General features: G+C 68.8%; 20 protein-coding genes. 5 read left to right on the top strand and 15 right to left on the bottom strand.

Features of this window, described 5'->3' with window-relative positions; all coding sequences use genetic code 11:
• Positions 1–38: 38 nt before the first annotated feature.
• The 7 genes from acpP to AC07XP_RS07950 form a co-directional block, all read right to left on the bottom strand.
• On the bottom strand, positions 39–278 hold the full coding sequence (gene acpP, locus AC07XP_RS07980) for an acyl carrier protein (RefSeq protein WP_007830471.1): 240 nt from the start codon (positions 276–278) through the stop codon (positions 39–41).
• Positions 279–378: 100 nt separating this feature from the next.
• Positions 379–1,122, bottom strand: coding sequence for a 3-oxoacyl-ACP reductase FabG (gene fabG, locus AC07XP_RS07975; RefSeq protein ID WP_062475549.1), 744 nt, complete (start codon positions 1,120–1,122; stop codon positions 379–381).
• A gap of 32 nt (positions 1,123–1,154) precedes the next feature.
• Complete coding sequence (fabD, locus tag AC07XP_RS07970) at positions 1,155–2,108, bottom strand: ACP S-malonyltransferase (protein WP_495264311.1); 954 nt, start codon at positions 2,106–2,108, stop codon at positions 1,155–1,157.
• Positions 2,109–2,159: 51 nt separating this feature from the next.
• Complete coding sequence (locus AC07XP_RS07965) at positions 2,160–3,137, bottom strand: beta-ketoacyl-ACP synthase III (RefSeq protein ID WP_070062242.1); 978 nt, start codon at positions 3,135–3,137, stop codon at positions 2,160–2,162.
• On the bottom strand, positions 3,137–4,234 hold the full coding sequence (gene plsX, locus AC07XP_RS07960; protein WP_139702424.1) for a phosphate acyltransferase PlsX: 1,098 nt from the start codon (positions 4,232–4,234) through the stop codon (positions 3,137–3,139). The genes AC07XP_RS07965 and plsX overlap by 1 nt, the downstream gene beginning before the upstream one ends.
• A gap of 61 nt (positions 4,235–4,295) precedes the next feature.
• Complete coding sequence (gene rpmF / locus AC07XP_RS07955) at positions 4,296–4,478, bottom strand: 50S ribosomal protein L32 (RefSeq protein WP_057592299.1); 183 nt, start codon at positions 4,476–4,478, stop codon at positions 4,296–4,298.
• 173 nt (positions 4,479–4,651) lie between these two features.
• On the bottom strand, positions 4,652–5,209 hold the full coding sequence (locus AC07XP_RS07950; RefSeq protein WP_495264310.1) for a YceD family protein: 558 nt from the start codon (positions 5,207–5,209) through the stop codon (positions 4,652–4,654).
• A gap of 86 nt (positions 5,210–5,295) precedes the next feature.
• Here AC07XP_RS07950 and AC07XP_RS07945 point away from each other — a divergent pair, with 86 nt between their 5' ends.
• Genes AC07XP_RS07945 through AC07XP_RS07935 form a run of 3 tightly spaced genes read left to right on the top strand, consistent with a single transcriptional unit; the run spans position 5,296 to position 7,810 of the window.
• Positions 5,296–5,877: a Maf family protein gene (locus tag AC07XP_RS07945; RefSeq protein WP_495264309.1), complete on the top strand. Its 582-nt coding sequence runs from the start codon at positions 5,296–5,298 to the stop codon at positions 5,875–5,877.
• Positions 5,874–6,641 (top strand): SAM-dependent methyltransferase, encoded by a 768-nt coding sequence (locus AC07XP_RS07940; RefSeq protein ID WP_369646081.1) that lies wholly within the window; start codon positions 5,874–5,876, stop codon positions 6,639–6,641. Before AC07XP_RS07945 ends, AC07XP_RS07940 begins: the two co-directional genes overlap by 4 nt.
• A 2-nt stretch (positions 6,642–6,643) precedes the next feature.
• On the top strand, positions 6,644–7,810 hold the full coding sequence (locus AC07XP_RS07935) for an MFS transporter (RefSeq protein ID WP_492697197.1): 1,167 nt from the start codon (positions 6,644–6,646) through the stop codon (positions 7,808–7,810).
• 13 nt (positions 7,811–7,823) lie between these two features.
• On the opposite strand, the gene AC07XP_RS07930 is transcribed toward AC07XP_RS07935, so the two are convergent.
• The 4 genes from AC07XP_RS07930 to AC07XP_RS07915 are packed head-to-tail and all read right to left on the bottom strand — an operon-like array spanning position 7,824 to position 11,021.
• The gene (locus AC07XP_RS07930) at positions 7,824–8,864 is read right to left on the bottom strand and encodes a S49 family peptidase (RefSeq protein WP_056572114.1); all 1,041 of its coding nucleotides are present in this window, start codon (positions 8,862–8,864) and stop codon (positions 7,824–7,826) included.
• A gap of 1 nt (position 8,865) precedes the next feature.
• Positions 8,866–9,234 (bottom strand): Rieske (2Fe-2S) protein, encoded by a 369-nt coding sequence (locus tag AC07XP_RS07925; RefSeq protein ID WP_070062237.1) that lies wholly within the window; start codon positions 9,232–9,234, stop codon positions 8,866–8,868.
• A gap of 10 nt (positions 9,235–9,244) precedes the next feature.
• Positions 9,245–9,928 carry an HAD family hydrolase gene (locus AC07XP_RS07920; protein WP_099795552.1) on the bottom strand — a complete coding sequence of 228 codons (684 nt, stop codon included), beginning with the start codon at positions 9,926–9,928 and terminating at the stop codon, positions 9,245–9,247.
• Entirely contained in the window at positions 9,921–11,021 is a 1,101-nt protein-coding gene (locus AC07XP_RS07915) for an RluA family pseudouridine synthase (protein WP_495264308.1), read from the bottom strand. Before AC07XP_RS07915 ends, AC07XP_RS07920 begins: the two co-directional genes overlap by 8 nt.
• 548 nt (positions 11,022–11,569) lie before the next feature.
• Between AC07XP_RS07915 and AC07XP_RS07910 the strand changes: the two genes are divergently transcribed.
• On the top strand, positions 11,570–14,779 hold the full coding sequence (locus tag AC07XP_RS07910; RefSeq protein WP_495264307.1) for an Rne/Rng family ribonuclease: 3,210 nt from the start codon (positions 11,570–11,572) through the stop codon (positions 14,777–14,779).
• A 61-nt stretch (positions 14,780–14,840) separates the two neighbouring features.
• On the opposite strand, the gene AC07XP_RS07905 is transcribed toward AC07XP_RS07910, so the two are convergent.
• Complete coding sequence (locus AC07XP_RS07905) at positions 14,841–15,722, bottom strand: LysR family transcriptional regulator (RefSeq protein WP_487849001.1); 882 nt, start codon at positions 15,720–15,722, stop codon at positions 14,841–14,843.
• Between the two features lie 111 nt (positions 15,723–15,833).
• On the opposite strand from AC07XP_RS07905, the gene AC07XP_RS07900 reads away from it, so the two are divergent.
• Positions 15,834–17,402: an MFS transporter gene (locus AC07XP_RS07900; RefSeq protein ID WP_495264306.1), complete on the top strand. Its 1,569-nt coding sequence runs from the start codon at positions 15,834–15,836 to the stop codon at positions 17,400–17,402.
• Between the two features lie 22 nt (positions 17,403–17,424).
• On the opposite strand, the gene AC07XP_RS07895 is transcribed toward AC07XP_RS07900, so the two are convergent.
• The 3 genes from AC07XP_RS07895 to AC07XP_RS07885 are packed head-to-tail and all read right to left on the bottom strand — an operon-like array spanning position 17,425 to position 20,580.
• Positions 17,425–18,711: a heme biosynthesis protein HemY gene (locus AC07XP_RS07895; protein ID WP_495264305.1), complete on the bottom strand. Its 1,287-nt coding sequence runs from the start codon at positions 18,709–18,711 to the stop codon at positions 17,425–17,427.
• A 7-nt stretch (positions 18,712–18,718) separates the two neighbouring features.
• Positions 18,719–19,813, bottom strand: a complete 1,095-nt coding sequence (locus AC07XP_RS07890) for a uroporphyrinogen-III C-methyltransferase (RefSeq protein ID WP_062482753.1) — start codon at positions 19,811–19,813, stop codon at positions 18,719–18,721.
• Positions 19,810–20,580 (bottom strand): uroporphyrinogen-III synthase, encoded by a 771-nt coding sequence (locus tag AC07XP_RS07885; protein WP_495264304.1) that lies wholly within the window; start codon positions 20,578–20,580, stop codon positions 19,810–19,812. The genes AC07XP_RS07890 and AC07XP_RS07885 overlap by 4 nt, the downstream gene beginning before the upstream one ends.
• Positions 20,581–20,586 lie beyond the last annotated feature (6 nt).

Here is a 20,586-nt window from a genome sequence, read left to right as displayed (position 1 = left end):
AAGAGCCGCCGGCCGTCGTTGCAGTGTCAGCTGGCCGATCAGGCCTTTTGATTCTTGGTGGCGTAGTCGACGGCGTTCTGCACCGTCGTGATCTTCTCTGCGTCTTCGTCCGGGATCTCGATGCCGAACTCGTCTTCGAGTGCCATCACGAGTTCGACCGTGTCGAGCGAGTCAGCGCCGAGGTCGGCCACGAAAGCCTTTTCGTTCGTCACTTGGGACTCTTCCACGCCGAGTTGCTCGGCGATGATTTTCTTGACACGTGCTTCGATATCGCTCATTTGATTCCCTCTAAGGGTTGTAGGTAACTGGTGGATTTTAGCCGGGCGGCCCGTGGCATTTGCCCCGCGCTCCGGTACGGAAAAAGATTGCGCCTTTCGGCTACATGTGCATGCCGCCGTTGACGTGCAGTTCCTGCCCCGTCACGTACGAGGCCTGCGGCGATGCGAGGTAGGCCACCGCATGCGCGATGTCGGCCGGCTTGCCCAGGTGGCCCAGCGGGATCTGCGAGAGCAGCGCCTGTTGCTGGGCTTCCGGCAGGCTGGCCGTCATGTCGGTTTCGATGAAGCCCGGCGCGACACAGTTGACCGTGATGTTGCGGCTGCCGAGTTCGCGGGCCAGCGCACGGGTCATGCCCGACACGCCGGCCTTGGCGGCCGCGTAGTTGGCCTGGCCGGCATTGCCGGACGCGCCCACCACGCTCGTGATGCTGATGATGCGGCCATAGCGCTGCTTCATCATCGGGCGGATCACCGCGCGCGAGAGACGGAAGACGGCCTTGAGGTTGGTGTCGAGCACCGCATCCCAGTCGTCGTCCTTCATGCGCATGGCGAGCGTGTCGCGCGTGATGCCGGCGTTGTTGACCAGCACATGGATCGCGCCGTAAGCCTGCACGATCTCGTCGATCAGGGCTTCGACAGCAGCGCCGTCGTTCACGTCGAGCGCACGGCCGCGGCCGTCGAACGCGCTCAGCGCCTGGGTGATCTTGGCAGCGCCGTCGTCGGTGGTGCCGGTGCCCACGACCTTGAGGCCGCGCTGCGCGAGTTCGAGCGCAATGGCAGCGCCGATGCCGCGCGTTGCGCCGGTGACCAGGGCGACCTGGCCTTCGAATTTGGGAGTGCTCATAAAAGAGAAAAAGTATCGGGGCCTGGCGGCGTTCAGCCGGCGAGCGATTGTCGGACGTCCGCGAGGGTGGCCGGGTCGTACACCGACGCGGCTTCCAGTTCGGGGGCGATGCGCTTCACCATGCCGGCCAGCACCTTGCCGGGACCGCACTCGATGATGGCGGTTGCACCGCGCAGTTTCAAGGCCTGAACGCTCTCGACCCAGCGCACCGGACCGGCAGCCTGGCGCACCAGGGCATCGCGGATGCGGCCGGCATCGGTCTCGACGGCCACGTCGATGTTGTTGAGCACCGGAATCTGCGGCGCGGCCAGCGCCACGCTCGCGAGCTTCTCGCGCAGGGCTTCGGCCGCGGGCCTCATCAGGCTCGAATGGAACGGCGCCGACACCGGCAGCGGCAATGCGCGCTTGGCGCCGTTGGCCTTCAGCAGCTCGCAGGCCTTGTCGACCGCGGCCTTGCTGCCGGCGATCACGGTCTGCATCGGATCGTTAAAGTTCACGGCCTCGACCACTTCGGCGCTGCCGGGGCCGAACGCGGCGGTGGCTTCGGCGCAGCCGGCGACCACCTTGTCGGACGCCATGCCGAGGATCGCCGCCATCGCGCCGACACCGACCGGTACCGCCTGCTGCATGGCCTGCGCACGGAAACGCACCAGCGGTGCGGCCTGCGAGAGCGTGAGCACGCCCGAGGCCACCAGCGCCGAATACTCGCCCAGCGAATGGCCGGCGACGACGGACGGCGTGGCGCCGCCTTCGGCCAGCCAGGCACGCCAGGCGGCCACGCCAGCCACCAGCATCACAGGCTGTGTATTGGTGGTGAGCGCAAGCTCTTCCTTGGGACCGTTCTTGATCAGTGCACCGATGTCTTCGCCCAGCGCTTCGGAGGCTTCACGCAAGGTCTCGACCACGGCCGGGTGATCGCCCCAGGCGTCGAGCATGCCGACCGCCTGCGAGCCCTGACCCGGAAAGACAAAAGCAAAGGATTTCATTGTTGTTTCTTCGTCACCGCGCCGACGCCCGCTTCGGGGCGCCGCGACGCACTACAGATTCAATAGCACCGCGCCCCAGGTGAAGCCGCCGCCCACGCCTTCCAGCATGAGGGTCTCACCCTTCTTCACCTTGCCCGAGCGCACGGCTTCGTCGAGCGCCAGCGGGATCGAGGCGGCCGAGGTGTTGCCGTGCTCGTGCACCGTGACGACCAGCTTCTCGCGCGGCAGCTTCAGCTTCTTGGCCGTGCCTTCCATGATGCGGATGTTGGCCTGGTGCGGGATCAGCCAGTCGATGTCGGCCTCGGTCTTGCCCGCCTTGGCGAGCGTGGCGCGCGCGGCGTCTTCGAGCACGCGGACCGCCAGCTTGAAGACGGCCTGGCCGTCCATGTGCAGCAGCGGCGTGCCGAGCACGTTGCCGCCCGACACATGGCCCGGCACGCACAGGATGCCGACGTGCTTGCCGTCGGCATGCAGGTCGCTGGCCAGGATGCCGGGCTCGTCGGAGGCCTCGAGCACCACCGCGCCCGCGCCGTCGCCGAACAGCACGCAGGTGGTGCGGTCGTTGAAGTCGAGGATGCGGGAGAACACTTCGGCGCCGATCACCAGCGCGCAGCGCGCGGTGCCCGTGCGGATCATCGCGTCGGCCACCGTCAGCGCGTAGACGAAACCGCTGCAGACCGCCTGGACGTCGAAGGCCGGGCAGCCGGCGATGCCGAGCTTGTGCTGAAGGATCGCGGCCGACGACGGGAACACCATGTCGGGCGTCGAGGTCGCGACGATGATCAGGTCGACGTCGCTCGCCTTGCGGCCGGCGGCTTCCAGCGCATGCTTCGCGGCTTCGAGGCCGAGATCGCTGCTGCTGACATCGGGCGCCGCGAAGTGGCGCGCGTGAATGCCGGTGCGCTCGACGATCCACTGATCGGAAGTTTCAATGCCGCGTGTCGCCAGATCCTTGGCAAGATCGTCATTGGTGACGCGGCGGGGGGGCAGGTAGCTGCCGGTGCCGGTAATGCGCGAAAAAGGGGTCATCAAGCGTGAAGGGCTGTCGCGTCGGCCGGCGCCGCCGACTCCTGCCGCGCGAGCAAAGGCGCGGCGTGGGCGATGCGGGCCCGCACGCGATCGAGCAGGTTGTTGCGAGCGGCATCATAAGCGCGATCCAACGCATGGCCGAAAGCCACTTCGTCGGCCGAGCCATGGCTCTTGAACACCAGCCCGCGCAGGCCGAGCAGGGCCGCGCCGTTGTAGCGACGGTGATCCAGGCGACCTTTGAACGCTTTTAGAACCGGGTAAGCAACAATAGCCGCCAGTTTCGTGAGAATGTTTCGCGAGAACTCGACGCGAATGAACTCGCCGATCATCGACGCGACGCCTTCGCTGGCCTTCAGCGCCACGTTGCCGACAAATCCGTCGCACACGACGATGTCGGTCGTGCCCTTGAAAATGTCGTTCCCTTCGACGTTGCCGTAGAAGTTCAGATCCTTGGAGTTGGCAGCTGCACGCAGCAGTTGGCTGGCCTTCTTGATGGTTTCGCTGCCCTTGATGGCTTCTTCGCCAATATTGAGCAAGCCGACCGAAGGCGATTCGTTGCCGGTCAATGCCGAAACGAGCGCCGAGCCCAGCACGGCGAACTGGAGCAGGTCTTCGGCGTCGCAATCGACGTTCGCACCGAGATCGAGCACGGTGGTCGCCCCGCCCTTCACATTGGGCAGCTGCGGCGCGATGGCCGGACGGTCGATGCCATCGAGCGTCTTGAGAAGATAGCGTGCGATCGCCATCAATGCGCCCGTGTTGCCGGCAGATATGGCCGCTTGCGCCGCACCATCCTTGACTTGCTGGATCGCGACGCGCATCGAAGAGTCCTTCTTCTTGCGCAGGGCGATTTCGATGGGATCGTCCATGCCGACCACTTCGCTGGCCGGCACGATGCGGGCGCGCGGATGGTCGGCAAACCCCGCCAATGCGGCCGGTGCACCGACGAGCAGCAACGAGGCTTCGCTGTGCCGCTCGAGAAACGCGCGGCAGGCCGCGAGCGTGACACGCGGCCCATGATCACCCCCCATGCAATCCACGGCGAGCGTGATTGCGGCGGGCGCAGCAGTGAGTTCGGGAGAAAAAGGCGCAGCCATCAAAACAAAGGCCCGACGCTACAGCAAAAGTAGCTTCGGGCCTTGGCCTTGGGATTCGAGATCAGGCTTCGGACTTGTTCTTGAGCACCTGACGGCCGCGGTAGAAACCGTTCGGGCTGATGTGGTGGCGCAGGTGCGTTTCGCCAGTGGTGGGCTCGACAGCGATGCCGGGCACGCCCAGGGCGTTGTGGGAACGGTGCATGCCGCGCTTGGAAGGCGACTTCTTGTTTTGCTGGACGGCCATGATGGCTCCTGGACGGTTAGGTGGGTGACTGGATGCGGGCTCAAGCGGTGGCAATGAGGTGAAAGCTCCGGCGGCATGCATGGAATGCCACGTTCTGCCTTTGCCTTGTATGCATTGCTGCTCACGGCGGCGCGCGCGAAGCCCATGATTATAGCCCAGCCAGAGAGAAAGGGCTACTTGCCCTCTTCGGGCTTGCGCGGACGCAACGCACCGAGCACGGCAAAGGGGTTCGGCTTGGCCTCTTCGGCCGCCTGGAAATCGTCGTCGCTGGAGGACAGGCGGACCGGCGTCGGGCACACGTCGTGGACCGGCATGACGGGGATTTCCATCAGCAGCTCGTCCTCGATCAGCCCGCGCAGGTCGAAATCGCGGCTGACGACCAGCAAGTCTTCGTCGGATTCCTCGTCTTCCGCCTCGGCCGTGGCCTCGTCGGCCACGAAGCGGAACCAGCGGTCCACGAACAGTTCGGTGTCGACGGGCGACAGGCAGCGCTGGCAGACCAGGGGCACGGTGGTTTCGACATCCAAGTGCAGCCAGGGTGTCGCCTTACCGTCGGCGCCGGGGCGCTCTTCGCCGGTCGCTTCCCAGCGGACCACGGCGTCGGTGGCCGGCGTCGCCAGTTCGGCGACCAGGCGTGCGAAACCCGGGACCGGATCGGCACCATCCAGCTTGGCAGCCGCCGCGGTGAACGCGGGCACATTGAGCCTTTCGGGGGCAAATTCTCTCTTCATCCGCCCCAGTCTAGCGCGCCGGCCGGCCTCCCAGGCGAGCAACCCGCCGAGCCGGTCGGGTCCGGTCGCTCACGCACAATCGCTGCATGCAACGCACCGTGATCCTTGCCTCGACCTCGCGCTACCGCCGCGAACTGCTCAGCCGCCTCCATCTGCCCTTCGAGGTGCACGCCCCCGAAGTCGACGAAACCCCGCTCGACGGCGAAACGCCCCGCGCGCTGGCCGAGCGCCTGGCGCTGGAAAAGGCCAACGCCGTGGCCGCACGCTTTCCCGAGGCGGTGGTGATCGGCTCCGACCAGGTCGCCGACCTGGCGGGCGAAGCGCTCGGCAAGCCCGGCGACCACGCACGGGCCACCGCCCAGCTGCGCCGCATGCGCGGCCAGACGCTGATCTTTCAGACCGCCGTCGCCGTCGTCTGCCATGCGACGGGCTTCGTCCAGCGCGACATCGCTCCCGTGCGCGTGGTGTTCCGCGACCTTTCCGACGCCGCCATCGAGCGCTATCTATTAGCCGAACAGCCCTACGACTGCGCCGGCAGCGCCAAGAGCGAGGGCTTCGGCATCGCGCTGCTCGACGCCATCGACAGCGACGACCCGACCGCGCTGGTCGGCCTGCCCCTGATCCGCACCTGCCGGATGCTGCGCGCCGCGGGGGTCGACCTGCTGTGACCACCCCAGGCAAGCTCTACCTCGTCCCCGCGCCGCTCGATTTCGGCTGCGACCTCCAGGCCCCGCTGCAGGACGCCCTGCCGCTGGGCACGCTGCAGGCCGCCGCAGGCATCACGCACTGGATCTGCGAGAACGCCAAGTCGGCCCGCGCCTACCTGAAGCGCATCGACGCCGTCGTGCCGCTGGCCGCGCCGCTGCAGGCGCAGAACATCCAGGAACTGCCGCGCGAGGTGCACAAGAAAGGCGACCACGCCGGCCAGTTCGACGCCCGCCCGCTGCTGGCCGCCGCACTCGAAGGCCACGACGTCGGCCTGCTGAGCGAAGCCGGCATGCCCGCCGTGGCCGATCCTGGCTCGTCGGTGGCGCGCGCCGCGCACGACCTGGGCATCACCGTCGTGCCGCTCACCGGACCGGTGTCTTTGCTGCTGGCCCTCGCAGCAAGCGGCCTGAACGGACAGAACTTCGCCTTCGTCGGCTACCTGCCGCAGGACGGCGGCGAACGCCAGGCGCGCATCCGCGAGCTCGAGGCGCTCGCACTCAAGACCGGCCAGACGCAGCTCTTCATCGAAACGCCGTACCGCAACGCCGCCCTGCTGCAGGCGCTGGTGCAGACGTTGCAGCACAACACCCGCCTCGCCGTCGCGCGCGGCCTGACGCTCGCCACCGCACAGGTGCGCAGCGAGACGGTGAAAGCCTGGCGCGCCGCCAAGCCGCAGGCCACGACCGACGAGCGCCTGCCCGCCGTGTTCGCGATCGGGCGCTGAGGGTGGGGCCGGGCGTCACGGCCGGTACGCGCTGGGCGTCGCGCGCCCAGTTCTTCGCGTCGGGCTTCATCTTCGCGACCTGGGGCGTGCACGTGCCGACGGTCAAGGCGCACTACGCCATCGACGAGGCGCAGCTCGGGCTCGCCATGCTCGCGGCGGGCGCTGGAGCAATGGTTGGGCTGACGAGCGCAGGTCGCTGGATCGGCCGCCACGGCCCGCGCCGCATGGCCGCGCTGTGCGGCTGCATCTACGCACTGTTGATTGCCGGCCTGATCGCGATGCCCGGCTACGCCGCGCTGCTGGGCCTGCTGGCGGTGTTCGGCCTGGTCACCAGCGTGTTCGACGTGGCGATCAACACCGAAGCCGCGCAGCTCGAATTGCGCGGCAATCAGCCGTTGATGAGCGGCATGCACGGCATGTTCAGCCTCGGCGGCATGGTCGGCGCCGCGAGCGGCAGCGCGGCGCTGGCCGCCGGCATGGCGCCGCAGACCCACTTGTGGACGGTGGCCGTGGTGATGATCGGGCTGGTCGCAATCGCGTCGACGCGCATGCTGCCCACGCCGGCCGCACCCGCCGACGGTGCGGCTGCGGCGGACCACGGCTTTCGTCTGCCACGCGGCGTGCTCGCGGTGCTCGGCGTGCTGGCCGCGCTGGGGCTGATCGCCGAGGGCGCCATCTACGACTGGAGCGTGCTCTACATGCAGCAGGAACTGGGCAGCCCGCAGCAGCAGGCCGCGCTGGCCTATGCGAGCTTTTCCGCCGCGATGGCAGCCGCACGTTTTGGCGGTGATGCGATGCGCGCCCGTTTCTCACCCACGGCCTTGCTGCGCGGCAGTGGCCTCCTCGCGGCGGGGGCGATGACGCTGGTATTGCTGACCGACCTGCCCTGGCTCGCACTGCTCGGCTTCGCAGGCGTCGGCGTTGGTTTCGCGAATGTGGTGCCGATCCTGTTCGGCGCCTCGGCCCGCGTGCCGGGCGTGGCGCCCGCCAATGGCATTGCCGCCGTGTCGGCCATCGCTTACCTGGGGTTCATGGCAGGGCCCGCGGTGATCGGCCTGCTGGCGCGGGTCAGCACGCTGACCGCCGCGCTCTATGTGGTGGTGGCCTTTGCCGCCGCGCTGGCGGCCTCGGCCCGGTTCACCGGCAGCGGCGACAGCAGCGCCGCCTGAAAAAAAGCCGCGCTCAGCGCAGCGCCGGCGAAGTCTTCAGCGCACTCACCGAGGCCGCGCCCATGGCGGCGCCGAACTTCTTGGCCAGCTTCTCGGCCACGTTGTCGCGGCGCGTGTAGTCGATGACTTCCTCGGCCTTGATCACCTCGCGTGCCACGAAGTCGACGTTGCCCAGCTGGTCGGCCAGGCCGAACTCGACGGCCTGCTCGCCGCTCCAGAACAGGCCGCTGAACAGGCCCGGGGTGTCGAGCTTGAGGCGGTCGCCACGGCCTGTCTTCACCACGTTGATGAACTGGGTGTGGATCTGGTTGAGCATCGACTGGGCATGCGCGCGCTGCGCGTCGTTCATCGGGCTGAACGGATCGAGGAAGCCCTTGTTTTCACCGGCCGTCAGCAGGCGGCGCTCGACGCCGACCTTTTCCATCACGCCGGTGAAGCCGAAGCCGTCCATCAGCACGCCGATGCTGCCGACGATGCTGGCCTTGTCGACGAAGATCTTGTCGGCGGCCGCGGCGATGTAGTACGCCGCCGAGGCGCAGGTTTCTTCGACCACCGCGTAGACCGGCTTCTTGTGCTTGGCCTTCAGGCGCTTGATCTCGTCGTTGATGATGCCGGCCTGCACCGGGCTGCCGCCGGGCGAGTTGATCAGCAGCACCACGCCCTTGGCACCCTCGTCCTCGAAGGCCGTCTTCATGGCGGCGATCACGAACTCGGCGCTGGCGTCGCCGCCGTTGGCGATCTCGCCCTTGATCTCGACGACGGCCGTGTGGGCCGTGGTCTTGGCGGTGCTGGGCGTGCTGCGCGAGAACGCAAACCAGGCCAGGAACACGAAGAAGGCCAGCCAGCCCAGGCGCACGAAGGTCTTCCAGCGGCGCGTGGCTTTCTGCTCATTCAGGGAGGCGAACGCGAGTTTCTCGAGCGTGGCGCGCTCCCACCCGGGGCGCTGCGTGGGATCTTGGGCCATGGTGCGGGGGCTGTCTTGGGATGTCGTGAGGGGGACGGCCGGCTCCAGCGGTTCGAAACCCTGGGGTTCCCTGCGATTCGGATCGGTCATGTCAGAAGGAAAGAGGTTGGAGGTTCCAGTCAGTATGCCAGTGCACCACGCCGTCTTCTTCGCTCAGCGCGATCTTCACGAGCCCGCCGCGGCAGGGCCCGCCCGCGCATTCGCCGGTGTCGGGCTTGTAGACGGCGCCGTGGGTGGCGCACAGCAGCCACTGGCCGCTGTCGTCGAAGAAGCGGTCGGGCTGGAAGTCCATCTCCATCGCCACATGGCTGCAGCGGTTGAGGTACGCATGCGGCAGGCCCTCGAAACGCACTGCGAAGGCGCGACAGGTTTCGCCGCCGTGGACCACGTCGAAAGGCACGGCGTTGCCGCCCTCGACCAGGTCCGAGGCATTGCACAGCGGGATGCGCGAGTCGCTCATGCCTTGGCCCTCAGGCGTTGTCGAGCAGCCAGGCCTGCAGCTCGGCGATCGACTGCGCCACGTACAGCGGCTTGAATTCGTCGAAGGTCGACGACGCATGCGCGCCGAAGCCCACGCCCACGCTGGCGCAGCCGGCGTTCTGCGCCAGCTGCAGGTCGTGCGTGGTGTCGCCGATCATCAGCGTGCGCTCGGCCGGCACGTCGAGCTCTTCCATCAGTTCGAGCAGCATGCGCGGATGCGGCTTGCCGAAGGTTTCATCGGCAGTGCGCGAGGCGTCGAAGCGGTCGCGCAGCGCCACCGTCTTCAATGCTTCGTTGAGGCCGCGGCGCGACTTTCCTGTGGCCACGGCCAGCTTGTGGCCGCGCGCGCGCAGCGCGTCGAGCATGGGCAGCACGCCGTCGAACAGCACGAGGTCGTCCTGGTGCTGCAGGAAGTGGTAACGGTAGCGGGCGCCGAGCTCGGGGTACTTTTCCTTGGGCACGTCGGGCGCCGCGCGCGCGAGCGCCTCGGCCAGGCCCAGGCCGATCACCCAGGCAGCATCGTCCTCGCTGGGCTTGGCGCCGCCGACATCGACCACGGCCGCCTGGATGCAGCGCACGATCAGGCGGGTGGAGTCGTAGAGCGTGCCGTCCCAGTCGAAGGCGATCAGGTCGAAGCGAGGGGAACGTGCAGGGCGGGCGGAAGAATCAGTCATGGGCCGTGGGGGTGGGGTGTTGCGCCATCGCCTCGAGCGCCGCACGCGACATCAGCGCATGCAACTCGGGCGGCAGCCCGGCCTGCAGCGCGATGCGCTCGCCGCTGGCCGGGTGGTTGAATTGCAGCCGCCACGCATGCAGGAACATGCGCTTGAGGCCGAGTTTGTGCAAGGCGCGCTGGCGCTCGGACTCGCCGTATTTGTCGTCGCCGGCAATCGGATGCCCGGCCGAGGCCAGGTGCACGCGGATCTGGTGGGTGCGCCCGGTCTTGATGGTCACCGCCAGCAAGGACAGCGGCGTGGCGTCGCCCGGCAGGCTGAGGCGGGCCAGCACGCGCACCAGCGTGACGGCCCGCATGGCGTCGGGGTGGTCCTTGGCGACCACGCGCACGCGGCGTTCGCCGGCACCGGCGCCCGAACCGTCGGGCAGCAGGTACTTGGCCAGCGGCGCGTCGAGCACCTTCTTGTTGGCGGGCCAGTCGCCTTCGACCAGCGCCAGGTAGGTCTTGCCGGTTTCGCGCTCGCGAAACTGGTCCTGCAATGCCACCAGTGCGCTGCGCTTCTTGGCGACCAGCAGGATGCCGGAGGTTTCGCGGTCGAGCCGGTGCACCAGTTCCAGGAACTTGGCGCCCGGGCGCGCCGTGCGCAATTGCTCGATCACGCCGAAGCTCACGCCGCTGCCGCCATGCACCGCCACGCCCGCGGGCTTGTCGATGGCCAGCAAGGCCTCGTCTTCGAGCAGCACCGGAAACTCGCGCGCCGGCGCGGGCGGCGTGGCGCCCTCTTCGGCGCGCGGCGAGATGCGGACCGGCGGAATCCGGACCAGGTCACCGTCTTCAATGCGGGTTTCAGCCTGGGCACGGCCCTTGTTGATGCGCACCTCGCCCGACCGGATGATCCGGTAGACGTGCGTCTTCGGCACGCCTTTCAGATGGCGAAACAGGAAGTTGTCGAGCCGTTGCCCGGCGGATTCGGCGTCGACGGTCAGGAAGTGGATGGCGGCGTGCGGCGTGCCGGTGTCGGCGCCCGCGGGTCGATCCGCGGGATTTGGAGCCCCCGCGGGGCTTTTCTTCGCACCTATAATGTTTTTCACCAGCGCGGTCGTGTAAGTGCTTGATTAGACAGAAGTTTAGAGCACTGACGACCATGCTGTGAGGTCGATGCCGCTTTGGCGTCCAGCCCGCAAACCCCGCGCAATCGCGCAAAGTGGCAGGCCAGGCACCCAAGTCAAGCCGACACCCACGAAACACCGATACGGAATACCCAGCCTGCAGCTTCCAAGCTGCAGGCGGATCGAAGCGAGTCCCTTGTTGTGTTGATGCTGCTGATTCAAATATGCCTGCGCTGGTCGACCTGGTTTCGACCAGTCGCCTCAGGCATTGAATCGCCCGCAGTGCGCGCCACCCTTGCGCAATCGGCTATCAAAAAGATAGTCACCCAACACCGAATCTGGCTCGCGCCCATCCACGCGCCCCCACCCCGGCTGTCTTCTTGAGCTGACGCTCGAGAGGCCTGCTCGCGCCTGGCGCGGCAGTCACAGCATCCGGGGCCAAGCGGCAATTCCCTGGTTTCGCGGGCGTCGTCCGTGCATCGTTGGCTCGTCATGAGCCGGTAGAACGATACATATAAGGACAACGCATCATGAAGCGGATGCTGATCAATGCCACGCAGGCCGAAGAACGCCGCCTGGCCATCGTCGACGGGCAGAAACTGCTCGACTACGAAATCGAAATCGAAGGGCGCGAACAGCGCAAGGGCAACATCTACAAGGCGGTCGTGACCCGCGTCGAGCCGTCGCTCGAAGCCTGTTTCGTCGACTACGGCGAAGACCGCCACGGCTTCCTGCCGTTCAAGGAAATCTCCAAGCAGTATTTCGCCGAAGGCGTGTCGGCCAGCCAGGCCCGCATCCAGGACGTGATCCGTGAAGGCCAGGAACTCACCGTCCAGGTCGAAAAGGAAGAGCGCGGCAACAAGGGCGCCGCCCTCACCACCTTCATCTCGCTGGCCGGCCGCTATGTCGTGCTGATGCCCAACAACCCCCGTGGCGGTGGCGTGTCGCGCCGCATCGAGGGCGACGACCGCGCCGAACTCAAGGAGGCGATGGACCAGCTCGAGTACCCGAAGGGCATGAGCATCATCGCGCGCACCGCCGGCATCGGCCGCTCGGCGCCCGAACTCCAGTGGGACCTGAACTACCTGCTCAAGCTGTGGACCGCCATCGACGGCGCGGCCAAGGGCGGCAAGGGCGCTTTCCTGATCTATCAGGAATCGTCGCTCGTCATCCGCGCGATCCGTGATTACTTCAATCACGACATCGGCGACATCCTGATCGACACCGACGACATCTACGACCAGGCGCAGCAGTTCATGGCGCACGTCATGCCCGAGCATGCCGCCCGCGTGAAGCGCTACCGCGACGACGCGGCGCTGTTCAGCCGCTTCCAGATCGAACACCAGATCGAATCGGCCTACGCCCGCACCGTGCAGCTGCCCTCGGGCGGCGCCATCGTGATCGACCACACCGAAGCACTGGTCTCGGTCGACGTGAACTCGGCCCGCGCCATCAAGGGCGGCGACATCGAAGAGACCGCCACCCGCACCAACCTCGAAGCCGCCGACGAAGTGGCCCGCCAGATGCGCCTGCGCGACCTGGGCGGCCTGATCGTCATCGACTTCATCGACATGGACGAGTCGAAGAACCGCCGCGAAGTCGAAAGCCGCCTGCGCGACGCGCTCCGGCAAGACCGCGCCCGCGTGCAGTTCGGCTCGATCAGCAAGTTCGGCCTGATGGAAATGAGCCGCCAGCGCCTGAAGCCGGCGCTGAGCGAAGGTTCGTCGATCCCCTGCCCCCGTTGCGGCGGCTCGGGCCACATCCGCGACACCGAATCGAGCGCGCTGCAGATCCTGCGCATCATTCAGGAAGAGTCCATGAAGGACAACACGGCCGCCGTGCATGTGCAGGTGCCCGTGGAAGTCGCGTCGTTCCTGCTGAACGAAAAGCGCCCCGAAATCGCGAAGATCGAGCTCAAGCAGCGCGTCACCGTGCTGATGGTGCCCAACAAGACGCTCGAAACGCCGAACTACAAGCTCGAGCGCCTCAAGCACGACGACCCGCGCCTCGATCACATCGAAGCCAGCTACAAGATGGCCGACGAGATCGAAGACCCGACCTCGGTCACGCGCCGTTCGCAAGAACCCACCAACAAGCAGACGCCGGTCATCAAGGGCGTGCTGCCCGACGCACCCGCGCCCGTGGTGCCGCCCAAGCCCGAAGCGGTGCGCGCTGCGCCCGCTCCCGCCCCGGTGGCCCCGCCCGCGGTGGTCGCTCCGGCTCCGGCACAGACCGGCTTCATGGCCTGGATCAAGAGCTTCTTCGGCGGTGCCTCGCCGGCGCCCGCACCGGCACCGGCCCCCAGCGCCATTCCGGTCGAAGCACCGAAGCCCCGCCGCGAAGGCGGTCGTCCGGGCCGTGACGGCGAAACGCGCGGTGCGCGCGGCGCCGACGGCGAACAGCGCCGCGGCGGACGCGGCGGCGAAGGCCGTGGCGAAGGCGGCGGCCGTTCGGGTGGACGCGACGGCGACCGCCGTGGCGGACGCGGCGGCGAGCGCCGTGAAGGCGGCGGCGGCGAACGCCGCGGCGAGGCTCGCAACACTGAGCAGCGCAACGACAGCACCAACCCGGCACGCGAGCAACGCGAGCCCCGTGAAGCACGCGCCCCGCGCGACGGCGAACAACGCCGTGGCGGTCGCGGCGAGCGCCGCGAAGGTGGCGAAGGCCGCAACGCGCCGGCCGAAGCCCTGCTCGACGGCAACCTGAACCTTGACGCGCAGCAACAACAGCCGGCACCGGGCGCCGACGAGAACGGCAATGCCGCAGCGGAACGCGCACCGCGCGCCCGCGGCGAGCGCCGTGAACGTGGCGAGCGTGGTGAACGCGGTGGCGAACGCAACGAGCGCGGTGAGCGCAATGGCGACGCGCAGCAGCAACAGCCGCGCGATGAAGCCACCGCCGGCGACGGCGAGCGCCAGCCCCGCAACGGCCGTGGCGACGAGTCGCGCGGCCCGCGCGGCGAGCGCAACGACGGCCGCCGCGAGCGCCGCAACGACGCGCCTGCCGCCAACGAAGGCGACGCACGCGTGGCCGAATCGGCTGCCGCCGGCGATGCCGAGCAAGGCAGCAACGAAGGCAACGAGCAGCAAGCCCCGCGCCGCGAAGGTGAAGAGCGCCGCGGCCGTTCGCGCGACCGTTACGGCCGTGACCGCCGCGAACGCGGTCCGCGTGACGACGCCGGCAATGGTGGCAACGAAGCCAACGGCGCAGACGCCGCACCGGTCGCCGAAGGCACCGTGGCTGCCGAAGGACAGGCCGAGCGCCAGCCGCAGCAGCAACTGCCGCTGGTGGCGGGAGCCGCCGCAGTGGCCGTGGTCGCCACCGCTGTCGAAGTGCGCGAACCCGCGCCGCAGGTGCAGGAGCAGCCGCGCTTCGAGCGCCCCGCCGCGCCCGCACCGGCACCCGTCGCAGCGCCCATCGTGGTCGAAGCCGCGGCCAAGCCCGCAGCGGCAGCAGCGCCCGCCGGCAACGGCCGTGCACTGCCCAAGGTGCAGGCCTTCGAACTGCCGCTGAACGAGCTCGCGCAGATCGCCGAAAGCTCGGGCCTGCAGTGGGTCAACTCGGATGCCGAACGCATCGCGCAGGCGCGCGCCGCGATCGCCGCCGAGCCGAAGCCGGTGCACGTGCCGCGCGAACGCCCGCCGGTGATCGTGCTCGACGAAGGCCCGCTGGTGCTGGTCGAAACCCGCCGCGACCTCGGTTCGATGTCGCTGCCGTTCGAACAGCAACGCTCGCTCTGAGCCCTGCCTCCTCGCAAATGAAAACGGCGCCTTCGTGGCGCCGTTTTTTTTGCTTCGGAGTTCAGGCCTGCTGCGGCAGTGCCTCGACACCGGGCAGATCCGGCATCTCCAGGATCAGTTGCCCGAAGCGGCAGGCACACGGCGTCTTGCCGTTCTCGCTCCAGATCAGCGAGAAGTTCACGCTCGGCAGCGGCGGCAGGCCGTAGCGGCCGTCGACGATCTTCATGCCCGGCTCCACCTCCTCGCGCGTGAGCACCGTCACCGCCAGCCCCGCCAGCACCGCCGCGCGAATGCCCTGCGGGCTGGCCGAGGTGAAGACCACGTGCCAGTCGAGCGACGACGTGAGGTCGAGCGCCGACCCGGCCACCTGCCGGTTGACGCACGGCTTCGGAAAGAAGGCCAGCGGCAGCGACGCGCCCTTCGGCGCCTCGAAGGCCTCGGCCGCGGCCCACACCAGTTGCGTGCGCCGCAGGCAGGTGCCCTCCACCACGTCGGGCGGCGACATCACGACCGCGAGGTCGAGCTCGCCGGCGCGGATGGCCGCGCGTAAGTCGGTGTGCATGCTCACGCAGACCTCCATGCGCACCGCCGGGAACCCGCGCGCGAACTGCGAAAGCAGCGGCGGCAGGCGGTCGCCCATGAAGTTGTCCGGCACGCCGAAACGCACCACGCCCGAGATCGGCGAGGGCTGGAAGCGCCGCGTCATGGCGTCGAGCGTGTCCAGGATCTGCGTCGCGTAGCGCAGGAAGTCTTCACCGTCCTCGGTCACCGTGAGGCGGCGCGTCGTTCGGTGCAGCAGCGGCCGGCCCACCTGCTCCTCGAGCTTGCGGATCTGGTGGCTGATGGCCGACTGGGTCAGGTGCAGGCGCTCGGCGGCGCGCGTGAAGCCGCCGGTTTCCTTGACGGCCACGAAGGCGCGCAACAGCGTGGGGTCGAAGTCCATGGCGAATCTTGATCAATGATGTTTCCTAATGAATTCTAGGAAATCAAATCATTTCCATCATGAAGAGGGTTTCACCAGAATCGGCCGCTCTGCCTTTTTGGAAACCGTCCGATGTCCCTCTCCCCTGCCGGCAAGAACCGGATCGCCCTGTCCGCGGTCTGCCTGATTGCCTTGATGTTCGGCCTGGAAATCTCCAGCGTGCCAGTCATTCTTCCCACGCTCGAACAATCACTGCATGGCGACTTCAGCGACATGCAGTGGATCATGAACGCCTACACCATCGCCTGCACCACGGTGCTGATGGCCGCCGGCACGCTGGCCGACCGCTACGGCCGCAAGCGCGTGCTGATCGTCGGCGTGGTGCTGTTCGGCGCCACCTCACTGGCCTGCGGCATCGCGGGCAACGCGCCGGTGCTGATCGTCAGCCGCTTCCTGCAGGGCCTGGCCGGCGGCGCGATGCTGATCTGCCAGCTCGCGGTGCTCTCGCACCAGTTCCAGGAAGGCAGGGAGCGCAGCAAGGCCTTCGCCATCTGGGGCGTGGTGTTCGGCATGGGGCTGGGCTTCGGGCCGATCGTCGGCGGCGCGATCGTCGCGCTGTCGAGCTGGCACTGGGTGTTCCTGGTGCATGTGCCGCTGGCCGTGGTGGCGCTGGCGCTGGTCCTGGGCAGCGTGGAAGAGTCCAGCGACCCCGATGCGAAGCGGCTCGACCTGCCGGGCATCGTCACGCTGTCGCTCGCGGTGTTCGGCCTCACGTACTTCATCACGCAGGGGCCGGGCCTTGGGTTCGCGAGCCCCGTGGCCATCAGCATCCTCGTGGCGACGCTGGCCTGCTTCGCGGTCTTCGTGTGGGTCGAGAAGATCAACCCGCACCCGATGTTCGACTTCTCGGTGTTCCGCATCCGCAATTTCTCGGGCTCGATCGTCGGCTCCATCGGCATGAACTTCAGCTTCTGGCCGTTCATGATCTACCTGCCGATCTACTTCCAGAGCGGCCTGGGCTACGACGCCGTCACGGCCGGCTCGGCGCTGCTGGCCTACACGCTGCCCACGCTGGTGCTGCCGCCGCTGGCCGAGCGCCTGTCGATGCGCTACCGGCCCGGCGTGGTCATTCCGGCGGGGCTGTTCGTGATCGGCCTGGGCTTCGTCGCGATGCGCTGGGGCAGCGGCGTGGCGCATGCGAGCTGGCTCACGCTGCTGCCCGGCTGCCTGCTGGCCGGCATCGGGCTGGGGCTGACGAACACGCCCGTGACCAACACCACCACCGGCTCGGTGTCGAACGCGCGCGCGGGCATGGCCTCGGGCATGGACATGAGCGCGCGGCTGATCACGCTGGCCGTGAACATCGCGCTGATGGGGTTCCTGCTGCTCGAAGGCATTCATGCGCACCTGAAGAGCGCCCTGTCGGCGTCGCTCGATGCGGTGCAGCTGCGCGCGCTGGCGGAGAAGGTCGCGGCGGGCAGCTTCGCCTCACTGCCCGAGCAGTTCCCGGCGCTGGCGCAGGCCGATCCGTCGGGCGCCGCCGTGCATGCGGCGCTGGTGCACAGCTTCGGCTGGGTGATGCTCTACGGCGGGATCGGGGTGTGGGTGCTGGCCGGCTTCAGCCTGCTGATCTTCGGCAACGGCAAGCCGTCGGCACGAACAACGGGCCTGGCGACCGCCAAGGAATCCGCGTGCCCCTGAAGCCGGCGAACCGAGGCAACGCTCAGGGGGAGTTGTCGACCTGCGCCGCGCGCTTCCACGCGTCGGCGGCCTGCGCGTGGTCTTCGCGCGCCTCGGCCAGCTGGGCCAGCGCGAGCCAGGCACGCCGGTAGAGGTCGGGGTCTTGCAAACCGAGCCCGGCCTGCGTGAGCAGCTGCTGGGCCTTGCCCCAGAGCTGGCGCTTCATGCAGGCCATGCCGGCGAGGTACTGCAGGTTGGCGTCGCGCGGGTTGTTGCGCTGCGCGCTCTCGATGCGTGCGAGCCAGTCGGCATCCACCGAGTCGAGCCCCGCTTCCAGCGCGCGCGTGAGCTTCACCCGCAGCCCGTCGCCGAGGCCGCGCGGGTTCGCGACCATGCGCTCCCAGGCCGGCAGCAGCCAGCCGCGCGCCAGTGCCAGGTCGCCACGCAGCGCGACCATGCGCTGGGCCGCGTGGATGGCCACCTCGGGCATCTGGCGTTCGGCGGAATCGAGTTCGGACCACGCACGCAGCAGCTGCGCCGGATCGTGCGCGCCGGTCAGCAGTTCGGTCGCGAGGCCGCGCACGATGCTTTGCGCCGCCGCGTCGGAGAAGGCGCGGTGCTTGGCCAGCAGGCGCGCGGTGTCGAGCGCCTCGACCGTGCGACGGTCCTGCCGCGCGGCCTTGAGGCGCAGCCGCAGCGCCAGCGTGCGGCGTTGCGCGCCTTGCGGCAGTTCTTCGAGCCGTGCGAGCGCGGCCGTCGGGTCGCGGTCGTCGAGCGCCCAGCGCGCGGCGCGCAGCTGCACGCCTTCGCGGGTTTCCGGGCTCGCGAGCACGGTGCGGTCGGCGCTTTCGTTGAGGGCCTGCTGCAGGTGGGCGTCGCGCGCGGCTTTGTCCTGCAGGGCCTGCGCGCTTTCGGCGGCCAGCAGGTGCGACAGCACGCGCACCTGCTGCGCCTGCGGCAGCTCGGCGCCGAGCGCGGCCAGTGTCTTTTCCTGCGTGAGTGCGGCCTGCGCGGCCTTGCGGGCGCGCGAGAAGCGGCCGGCGATCAGCTGCACCATCGCATCGAGCAAGGCGGAGTGCAGCATGCGTTCCTTCTGCTGCAGCCGCCAGTGGCGCGCCTGCGTGGGCAGCGAGAACAGCGCCGCGAGCGCGCGCAACGCGACGTGCAGCAGCACGAAGGTCAGCAGCAGCATCACGAGCACGAGGTTCAGCGAGAGATCGACCCGCCACGGCGGCCAGAACACGGTGATCGTGCCCTGGTTGTTGCCGGCGAAGAGCGCCACCGCCGCAGCGACGGCGAACAGCGCGAGGAGCCAGATTGCAGCGCGCATGAGCGGATCAGCGCCCTGCGGCCGCGGTGGTCAGCGCGGCCAGCGTGTCGTCGATGCGCACCGGCTCCGTGCTGCGCACGAGCTGCTGCAGTTGCTGCAGCTGCGTGGCCGCGGCCTGCGTGCGGCGCGAGGCCGGATCGAAATAGCGGTTGAGCGATGTGGTGACCTGGCCCAGTTCGCCGCGCGCGGCGTCCATCTGGCGCGACAACAGCGACAGCCGCGCGTTGAGCAGCTTGAGCTTGAGGTTCTCGCGCAGGAAGTACGACTGCTCGGGCGCCAGCAGCACCGCCTCGGGGCTCTCGATGCGGCCCACGCGCACCAGCGAGCGGGCCTCGCCGCGGATGGTCAGCAGCACACGCTGCCACCAGGGCGCATCAGCGGGAATGGGTTCGGGACGCCAGGCGTTGACGCCGTTGCCGCGCACGGCCACTGCGTTGAGCGTGGGCAGGTCGTCCACGCTGCGCACCAGTTCGTCGAGCTTCTGCAGGGCTTCGGCGCTGTCGGTGCTGGCGCTGCTGCGCAGGCGGTCGGCATCGCGCTGCATGGCGCGCTGCACGGGCGCGAGCCGCGGTTGCGCGGCGCGTGCGATGCGCAGGTCGCCGGCCTTGAGCGCGGCGAGCAGCGGCTCGAGGCTGCCCGTGACCTGTGCCTGCTGCAGCGCGAGGCGCACGGCGGATTCGATGTCGATCACCAGGTTCTCGTCGCGCGAACGCGAGAGGCTTTGAATGAGTTCTTCCAGCTGCGAGCGCTGCAGCGCGACTTCGGCCACGCGGGTCTCGATGAGCGCCACGCGGGCGGCGGCGTCGCGCACCGTGTCGCTGGCCTGGCGCGCCAGCGTGCGCGCTTCCATCGACTGGGCGGTGGCCTCGGCGCTCTGGCGCGCGAGCTGTTCCTTCATGCCGCCGACCTTCTGCCACAGCGCGATCGTCGACAGCAGCGCGATCAGCGCCACGAGGGCCACGAGGCCCATGCCGATGCGTGCCAGCAGGGTGGCCGCGGCCGCCTGGGCGGCGGGCGTCTGGTGCGGCGCCACCGTGGCGGGCACCTGCACCGGGGCGGCGGAAGGGGGAGAAAGGTCGTCGGACGGGGACGCGGCGCTCATGCGAAGGATTCTATCGACGCGATCAGCGCTTCCCGCAGGGGTGTGCAGACACGCAACGCCCCGAAACCCGCGGCCTGCGCGGCTTCGCCGATGCGTGCATGGGTGGCGATGGCGCGCGCGGCCTGCCACGAGGTCCCCGGCATGGCGCGCTGCAGGTTGCCGATGGCCTCCGAGCTGCTGAAGAGCCAGATGCCGTGTCCTGCGGCGGCTTCGGCCGCGATGCGGCGCTGCGCCTCGTCGAGCGCGGGCGCCAGGCGCCGGTAGGCCACGACGGTGTCGCGCACGCCGCCGGCGGCGTCGATCTCGCGGGCCAGCCATTGGCGGCCGGCCGGCTGGCCGGCCTCGTCGCCGCCGCGCACGATGAGCACGCGCACGCCCGGCGACACCTGCCCGTGCGCCAGCGCCCACAGCGCCTCGGAGTCGAAGCGCGTGGCGCCGGGTGGCGGCGCGTCGATGGCGGCGGGCGGCACGCCGGCGCGCAGCAGCGCGCGCTCGGTGCCGGGGCCGGTGGCCCAGAAGCGGCAACCGGCGAGGGCCGAGCTGCCCCGGTGCTGGAAGAAGTGATCGACGGCGGTGGCGCTCACGAACATGAGCGCCGCATAGTCCGCGAGCCGCGCCCAGGCCGCGCGCAGTGGCTCGACGTCGAGTGCAGGCGCGATGGCGATCAGCGGCAGCGCCACGGCATCAAGGCCGGCCGACTGGAAATCACGAACCCACGCCGCCGCTTCGTGCGCCGGCCGCGTGACGATGACAGGCCCCGCGCTCATCGCTCG

The organism is Variovorax sp. GW531-E2 (assembly GCF_059423125.1).
Note: the sequence above shows the minus strand (reverse complement) of the source record. Positions and strands in the feature narration are given on the sequence as shown.

Bases quoted from the DNA above. Each gene is read 5' to 3' on its own strand.
- acpP (WP_007830471.1), bottom strand. From the start codon at position 278: ATGAGCGATATCGAAGCACGTGTCAAGAAAATCATCGCCGAGCAACTC.
- fabG (WP_062475549.1), bottom strand. From the start codon at position 1,122: ATGAGCACTCCCAAATTCGAAGGCCAGGTCGCCCTGGTCACCGGCGCA.
- fabD (WP_495264311.1), bottom strand. From the start codon at position 2,108: ATGAAATCCTTTGCTTTTGTCTTTCCGGGTCAGGGCTCGCAGGCGGTC.
- AC07XP_RS07965 (WP_070062242.1), bottom strand. From the start codon at position 3,137: ATGACCCCTTTTTCGCGCATTACCGGCACCGGCAGCTACCTGCCCCCC.
- plsX (WP_139702424.1), bottom strand. From the start codon at position 4,234: ATGGCTGCGCCTTTTTCTCCCGAACTCACTGCTGCGCCCGCCGCAATC.
- rpmF (WP_057592299.1), bottom strand. From the start codon at position 4,478: ATGGCCGTCCAGCAAAACAAGAAGTCGCCTTCCAAGCGCGGCATGCAC.
- AC07XP_RS07950 (WP_495264310.1), bottom strand. From the start codon at position 5,209: ATGAAGAGAGAATTTGCCCCCGAAAGGCTCAATGTGCCCGCGTTCACC.
- AC07XP_RS07945 (WP_495264309.1), top strand. From the start codon at position 5,296: ATGCAACGCACCGTGATCCTTGCCTCGACCTCGCGCTACCGCCGCGAA.
- AC07XP_RS07930 (WP_056572114.1), bottom strand. From the start codon at position 8,864: ATGACCGATCCGAATCGCAGGGAACCCCAGGGTTTCGAACCGCTGGAG.
- AC07XP_RS07925 (WP_070062237.1), bottom strand. From the start codon at position 9,234: ATGAGCGACTCGCGCATCCCGCTGTGCAATGCCTCGGACCTGGTCGAG.
- AC07XP_RS07920 (WP_099795552.1), bottom strand. From the start codon at position 9,928: ATGACTGATTCTTCCGCCCGCCCTGCACGTTCCCCTCGCTTCGACCTG.
- AC07XP_RS07910 (WP_495264307.1), top strand. From the start codon at position 11,570: ATGAAGCGGATGCTGATCAATGCCACGCAGGCCGAAGAACGCCGCCTG.
- AC07XP_RS07905 (WP_487849001.1), bottom strand. From the start codon at position 15,722: ATGGACTTCGACCCCACGCTGTTGCGCGCCTTCGTGGCCGTCAAGGAA.
- AC07XP_RS07900 (WP_495264306.1), top strand. From the start codon at position 15,834: ATGTCCCTCTCCCCTGCCGGCAAGAACCGGATCGCCCTGTCCGCGGTC.
- AC07XP_RS07895 (WP_495264305.1), bottom strand. From the start codon at position 18,711: ATGCGCGCTGCAATCTGGCTCCTCGCGCTGTTCGCCGTCGCTGCGGCG.
- AC07XP_RS07890 (WP_062482753.1), bottom strand. From the start codon at position 19,813: ATGAGCGCCGCGTCCCCGTCCGACGACCTTTCTCCCCCTTCCGCCGCC.
- AC07XP_RS07885 (WP_495264304.1), bottom strand. From the start codon at position 20,580: ATGAGCGCGGGGCCTGTCATCGTCACGCGGCCGGCGCACGAAGCGGCG.